Source organism: Sphingomonas sp. Leaf21 (assembly GCF_916858675.1).
In the GTDB taxonomy this organism is placed as follows: domain Bacteria; phylum Pseudomonadota; class Alphaproteobacteria; order Sphingomonadales; family Sphingomonadaceae; genus Sphingomonas.
Genome location: NZ_CAKASM010000043.1, coordinates 6492 through 13149 on the forward strand (window position 1 = coordinate 6492; position 6658 = coordinate 13149).

5 protein-coding genes and 1 tRNA gene are annotated in these 6658 nt (G+C 66.4%); 4 read left to right on the top strand and 2 right to left on the bottom strand.

Annotation, left to right across the window (positions count from 1 at the left end; all coding sequences use genetic code 11):
* Positions 1 to 76, top strand: a tRNA-Ala gene (locus tag LRP66_RS18015).
* Positions 77 to 214: 138 nt separating this feature from the next.
* Entirely contained in the window at positions 215 to 1351 is a 1137-nt protein-coding gene (locus tag LRP66_RS18020) for a lysozyme inhibitor LprI family protein (RefSeq protein WP_230483977.1), read from the top strand.
* Between the two features lie 35 nt (positions 1352 to 1386).
* Here LRP66_RS18020 and LRP66_RS18025 read toward each other — a convergent pair whose 3' ends face one another.
* Together LRP66_RS18025 and LRP66_RS18030 are read right to left on the bottom strand one after the other, a co-directional pair.
* Positions 1387 to 3402 (bottom strand): M3 family metallopeptidase, encoded by a 2016-nt coding sequence (locus LRP66_RS18025; RefSeq protein ID WP_230483978.1) that lies wholly within the window; start codon positions 3400 to 3402, stop codon positions 1387 to 1389.
* Positions 3399 to 4538, bottom strand: coding sequence for a PLP-dependent cysteine synthase family protein (locus tag LRP66_RS18030; protein ID WP_230483979.1), 1140 nt, complete (start codon positions 4536 to 4538; stop codon positions 3399 to 3401). The genes LRP66_RS18025 and LRP66_RS18030 overlap by 4 nt, the downstream gene beginning before the upstream one ends.
* A 109-nt stretch (positions 4539 to 4647) precedes the next feature.
* Between LRP66_RS18030 and LRP66_RS18035 the strand changes: the two genes are divergently transcribed.
* Together LRP66_RS18035 and LRP66_RS18040 are read left to right on the top strand one after the other, a co-directional pair.
* Positions 4648 to 5112, top strand: a complete 465-nt coding sequence (locus LRP66_RS18035; protein ID WP_230483980.1) for an Lrp/AsnC family transcriptional regulator — start codon at positions 4648 to 4650, stop codon at positions 5110 to 5112.
* 432 nt (positions 5113 to 5544) lie between these two features.
* Positions 5545 to 6528, top strand: a complete 984-nt coding sequence (locus tag LRP66_RS18040) for a bile acid:sodium symporter family protein (protein ID WP_230483982.1) — start codon at positions 5545 to 5547, stop codon at positions 6526 to 6528.
* Positions 6529 to 6658: the final 130 nt, after the last annotated feature.

The window sequence follows — 6658 nt, forward strand, 5'->3', positions numbered from 1 at the left end:
GGGGCCGTAGCTCAGCTGGGAGAGCGCTGCAATGGCATTGCAGAGGTCAGGGGTTCGATCCCCCTCGGCTCCACCATCCCCCATAGTTTGAATTCGGCGTCACCTGACGGTTGGGGCCTTTTTCGCGTGCGCGCGTCCCGTTAGTCTGTGCTGGTGGGGCACGGGCCGGTGGGGCATGGGCTGGGAGCGAAGGATGCGGACCAAAGACTGGGCTATGACGATACTGGTCGTCGCGTTCCTCGGACTGGCCTTTGCGCCGGTCGCGGTCTTGGCGGGCGCACCGACCGAAGGCCCGAGCTTTTCCTGTGCCAGTGCCGGCAACGCGGTGGAGCGGGCGATCTGCGCATCGCCAAGCCTGTCCGCCGAGGACCGGACGATGGCCGCGCTCTATGCGATGGCCAAGCTCAGCGCCTTTGGCAAAGGCCCGTCCAACGAACGCGCCGCACAGCGCGCGACGGTCGATGAACTCCGCAAGTGCGACAGGCCTGGCGGCGCCGTTCCTTTGACGGACTGTCTCGAGGGCGTCTATGCCCATCGCAACAACGACCTGGCGATCGCGCTGGCGCTGCGGGCTCCCGATCGGGTCCTGCCGATCATTCGACGCGACGATCCTCCGTTCGCACCGATCATCGAAGCGATCGGGCTCTGGGCGTCCGAACCGCGCGATGCCGATTGGTCGATGCCCGAGCGCGCCGCCAAGAGGGCGCGGATCCTGTCCGTCCTCGCGCCAGCCACGGACATCATGTTCGCGCGGAAGGATGCACCATGGGGCCGGGATATCCTGGGCAACGGTCAGGACGGGGTGTCCGTCAAGGCTCCGGACGACCTGTTCCGGTCCGACCGGCATTTCGCCTTCTTCCTCAACGCACTGGGGCCGTACCTGCCGGGTGGCCTGGGGGACCGGTCTTCCCCGTTCGATCGCAACATCCCCTGTGTCGCGATCGTCCGCCATCCCGCCCTGCTGGGAGCGACGACGTCGCTATTTGGCTCGACGCTCGACAATTTCGTGTTCTTCAACGACTGTGGCGCGACGGCACCGCCGCTTCCGCGCCTCGTTGCGCTGAGCACGCAGCTGGACAAGGACTGGCCGGATTGCCAGGGGACGATCCGCTTTGCGGCCTATCGTGCGGCGGGAACCGCCTATGACGAAGCGCGGTTGGGCCTCGCCCCGCACACCCGGGATGCATGGCCGCGCGAGCGCTACGGCGTCGGTGCCGCCGCGCTAGCCGCGGTACGGACCGAACTGGCGGATTATTATGCCACCTATCTCGGCAAGACGGCGGCCGCCGCAGCCGTGATGGCGGACGACGCGCTCAAGGGCATTTTCGCGACCACGCACCAATGTGAATGACGGGGCCGGGCCATCGACCGGCCCGGCCCCGCTCGTCATGCCGCCAGCCCGTGGTGGCGCAGCAACGCGTCCGGTTGTGGCGCCCGGCCACGGAACGCGTGGAAGTTCTCGGCGGCCGGGCGGCTCGCCCCCCGCGCCAGCACCTCGCGACGGAACCGGTCGCCCGCCACCTGGCCTTCCTCGGCAAAGGCGGCGAAAGCGTCCGCCGACAGCAATTCGGCCCAAAGATAGCTGTAATAGCCCGCCGCATAGCCGCCCGCGAAGATATGCGAGAAGCTGTGCGGGAAGCGGTTCCACTCTGGCGGACGGATCACCGCCACCTCGTCACGCACCGCGTTCAGCACATCCATCACCCGGCCACCCTCGGCGGGGTCATAGTCGCGGTGCAGCCGCAAGTCGAAGGTCGCGAACTCGATCTGGCGAAGCAGGAACAGCCCCGCCTGGAAGCGTCGTGCCGCCAGCATCCTGGCGAACAGTGCGTCGGGCAGCGGCTCGCCGGTCTCGACATGCGCCGACAGGTCGGTCAGCGTCGCGCGGTCCCAGGCGAAATTCTCCATGAACTGGCTGGGCAGCTCGACCGCGTCCCATTCGACGCCCGAAATGCCACCGATCGAGGGCAGGTCGACCTCGGTCAGCAGATGGTGCAGCACATGGCCGAACTCGTGCAGCAAGGTCACGACATCGCCATGCGCCAGCAGGGCAGGGGTGCCGCCGGTCGCCGGCGGGAAATTGCAGGTCAGATAGGCGATCGGCCGGTGGAACCGGTCGGCATCGCGGAAGCGCGGACGGCACACGTCCATCCACGCGCCGCCGCGCTTGCCCGCGCGGGCGTGGAAGTCGCAATAGACACCCGCGACGATCTCGCCGCTCTGATCCTGCACGTCATAATAGCGGACGTCGTCGTTCCACACCGACACGCCGGGCCGCTCGACCAGGCGGACACCGTACAGGCGCTCGATCAGTGCGATCGTGCCCTGCATCACGCGGGGCAGTGGGAAATAGGCGCGGATCGCCTCGCGGTCGACGCCGAAGCGCTCGCGGCGCATATGCTCGGCGACATAGCCCGTGTCCCAGGGCTCGAGCTTGGCGATGCCGAACTTCTCGGCGGCATAGGCGCTCGCATCCGCCAGCTCGCGTTCCGCCAGCGGGCGCGCCCGGGCGGCAAGATCGGACAGGAACGCCAGCGCCTCGTCCGCCGATTGCGCCATCTTGGTCTCGACCGACCGCGCGGCGGCGTTGCTGAAACCCAGCAGCCGTGCGGCCTCGTGCCGCAAGGCCAGGATGCGGTCGATCCGTGCGCTGTTGTCATGGTTCGGATCGGCCGCCTGATCCGATGCGCGGGTGGCATAGGCCTTTGCCACCCGCGCGCGCAGGTCGCGATTGTCGGCCTGGGTCAGGATGGCCTGAACGCTGGGTTCGCGCAGCGTGACCAGCCAGCCGTCCAGCTCCTTCTCGGCGGCATAGGCGGCCAGGATCGCCTTGGCGTTGTCGGTCAGGCCGGAGAGCAGCGCCTCGTCGGTGACATGCTCGCCCCACGCCTCGCTCGAATCGAGCACGGCATTGCCGAATTCGGTGGTCAGGGTGTTCAGTTCGACGCCGATCTCCCGGAACCGAGCCTTGGCGTCATCGTCCAGACCCACGCCCGACAGGGTGAAGTCGCGGCGCGCCAGCACGACCGCGCGCGCCTCCGCCTCGGTGAGGGGGGCGAGGTCGACGCGATTGAACGCGGCGAACAGGCGCGGATCCTGACCCGCTTCCAATCCATATTCCGCCAGCTTCGCCTGTGCCTCCGTGAAGGCGGCGCGCAGTTCGGGCGTATCGGCGACCGAGTGGAGATGCCCGGCGGGCGACCAGCCGCGCGCGATCGCAAAGCCCGCGCGCTCGCTCGCCAGCACGACATCGCCGAAATCGCTGGTGTTGGAGCCACCGATCCGGTCGGCGGCGGCACGCGCATCGGCGATCATCTGATCGACGGCGGGGACGAGATGTTCGGGACGGATCGCGGCGAAGTCGGGAAGGTCGGTGTCGGCAAGAAGGGGATTGATGGTCATTCGGCGTCCTTGAGCAGCATCTGTCGCAGCCTCATCTCGGCAGCGTCGACGCTTTCGGCAAGCCCCTGTGCGGTCAACCAGCGCGGATCGTGGTGACAATCGGCATAGCGCGCGCCATGATCGCAGATCAGCGTGGCGATCGATCCGCTCCGTCCGGCGGCGGCCATGTCCAGTGCGAGCATCGCGGCGGCGACGAAATTGGTCCCCGTCGATGGCCCGACCGGTCGACCGAGCAACTCGCTCGCCACCCGCATTCCCGCGATCGAAACGGCATCGGGCAGCTTCATCATCCGATCGACCGAGCCCGGCAGGAAGGATGGCTCGACTCGGGGGCGCCCGACACCCTCGATTCGCGATGGCTCCGAACAGCGTGCGGCGGGATCATGGTCGCGATATCCGGCGAAAAAGGCGCTGCGTTCGACATCGGCAACGCACAACCGGGTGGCGATGCCGCGATGTCGACAGTGGCGGCCGATCGTCGCGGCGGTGCCCCCGGTCCCCGCGCCGACGACGATCCAATCTGGGACCGCATGGGGTTCGCCCGCCATCTGGGTCAGGATCGCGGAAGCGATATTGTCGCACCGCCAATCGGTTGCCGGGGCGGCATTGGTGAATTGATCGAGATAGACGCCGCCCAGCGCGTCGGCGAGGTCGCGCGCCTCGTCGTAGAGTCGGTTCGGCGCGACCAGATGGCACTGGCCTCCCTGCGCGGCGATCGCGCGGATCTTGGCCGGGGCCGTCGTCGTCGGCATCACCGCATGAAAGGGCAGGTCGAGCAGCCGCGCGAAATAGGCCTCCGACACCGCGGTCGACCCCGACGACGCCTCGACCAGCGGCCGCCCCTCGCGGATCACGCCCGCCACCACGCCGCTGGTGAACAGAGAGCGGGCGAGACGATGCTTCAGGCTGCCGGTCGGATGCGCCGACTCATCCTTGAGATAGAGGTCGACCGAGGGCGCCGCCGCCAGCCCGACCGCGAGTAGCGGCGTCTCGGGGCACCGTCGCCGGTCGCGGTCGATCACGCACAGGGCGCGCGCCACGAAAGCCCGGTCGACCGGGTGTTCGGCGGTCACGATCCCCAATCGTTCGGCGGCGGTCCCGGTCTGGCCGACATGGTCGGTGGCGGTCATCAGCATCGTCTTTTCCTTATTCCGTAATAAGGATATGCAAGTATGACTGCCAAATCATACCAAATTTGGGTTGGGAACCGGGTTAAAGCGTGAAAATCTTTCGCATCGGGGCATCATGATCGATAAAGTTGACACCGCGATCCTCGCCGAACTCCAGAACGATGCCAGCCTGTCGGTGGCGGAGATCGCGACACGCGTGAACCTTTCGCAAAATGCGTGCTGGCGGCGGATCCGACGGCTGGAGGAGGAAGGCTATATCCTGCGGCGGGTGGCGCTGCTCGATCCGGGAAAGCTCGAGGCCGGGATGGCCGTCTTCGTCAGCGTCCGCACCGCCGAACATTCCGCGACCTGGCTGAACGAATTCGCCCGCGCGGTGAGCGATATGCCCGAGGTCGTGGAGTTCTACCGCATGGCCGGGGAGGTCGACTATCTCCTCAAGATCCGGGTGGCGGACATCAAGGCCTATGACCGCGTCTACAAGCGATTGATCGACCGCGTGCGGCTGGTCGATGTCAGCGCGGCCTTCGCCATGGAGGAAATCAAACACAGCACCGCCATCCCCCTGCCAGGCCGGGGCTGACCACCCGCAGCGCATAGCCAAAGTGATACCAGTTGCGTTTTGTGCAATTCAATTTGCTTAGGTTGCAATTGCGTCGGTCAGCGCTGCAGTGCACAAGGATCGGGCCTTTCAGGCATCCTCTCCTAAAAACTTTTCGGCCGGTCATTTGACCGGCCTTTTTTTTGGCCCGCGTTTCGCCTAGGGACGGTCCCGTATCGTCCGCCAACACGAACAGAATAAGCATCAGGAGCGGAAGCCGCCGGTCGTACCGGCATCGGCAGGACGATCGGGGCGGGGGTCGAGCGAGCCGGGCATCGCTCCCCCCGTTATCCCGTTGCACGCCTGCGGCCGATCATCTTGGCGGTTCCGTGTCGGGCTCTGCTCCGCTATCCCGCCGTTCTGGCGATGCTTTTCCGTTCATGCATTGCCCTAATCAACCAAGGAGCGCCCGTGCTGAAGCGCCTGTTGTCCGTCTTCGAACCCTTTGTCCTCATGCTGCTGGGGACGGTGCTCCTCGCGACCCTTCTGCCTGCGCGCGGTGGTTTCGCGAGCTTTGCCGGAATGCTGGCGGACGCCGGTATCGTGCTGCTCTTCTTCCTGCACGGCGCGAAGCTGTCGCGCGAGGCGATCTGGACCGGCTTGCGGAACTGGCCGCTGCATCTGGCGGTGCTGGCATCGACGTTCGTCCTCTTCCCGCTGCTGGGGCTGGCGCTGATTTATCTGCCCGGCCTCGACCCCAGCTTCGCGCTGGGCCTGATGTTCCTCACATTGCTGCCGTCCACCGTTCAGTCCTCGATCGCCTTTACCGCGATTGCCCGCGGCAATGTCGCTGCGGCCATCTGTAGCGCATCCTTTTCCAACCTGCTGGGCATCGTCCTCACGCCCGCGCTCGTCGCGATGCTGATGCGCGTCGACGGTGGGGCAGGGGTGTCGCTCGCATCGGTCGAGGGGATCCTGCTGCAACTTCTCGCCCCGTTCGTGGCGGGTCATCTGCTTCGCCCATGGATCGGCGGCTTTGTCGGTCGCCACAAGACGCTGTTGACCATCGTCGATCGCGGATCGATCCTGCTCGTTGTCTACACCGCCTTCGGTGCCGCGGTGGTCGAGGGGCTTTGGTCGCGCGTCTCCCCTGGCGATCTCGGGCAGCTCATGCTCCTGTGCCTGTTGCTGCTCGGCGTCATCCTGGCGGCGACCTTTGTCATCGCGCGCCTGATGCGGCTCTCGCCCGAGGACGCGATCGTCCTGCAATTCTGCGGCTCGAAGAAGAGCCTGGCGTCGGGCGTGCCGATGGCGGGCGTCCTGTTTCCCGCGGCGCAGGTCGGCGTCATCCTGCTCCCCGTGATGCTGTTCCACCAGGTCCAGCTGATCGCCTGCGCCATGCTGGCCAGGCATTACGGCGAAAGGGCCGCTACGACGGAGCCAGGCCCCGATCTTTGACAGAGGCGTATGACGCTGGCGTGCAAGAAAAATGACCGAGCCGTGAAAATAGCTGTTGACCGGTTGGGAGGGTGGGCCTAGAGGGGTTTCACCGCAGCGGTGGTCGCTTAGACCGCTGGTTGCAGTCACG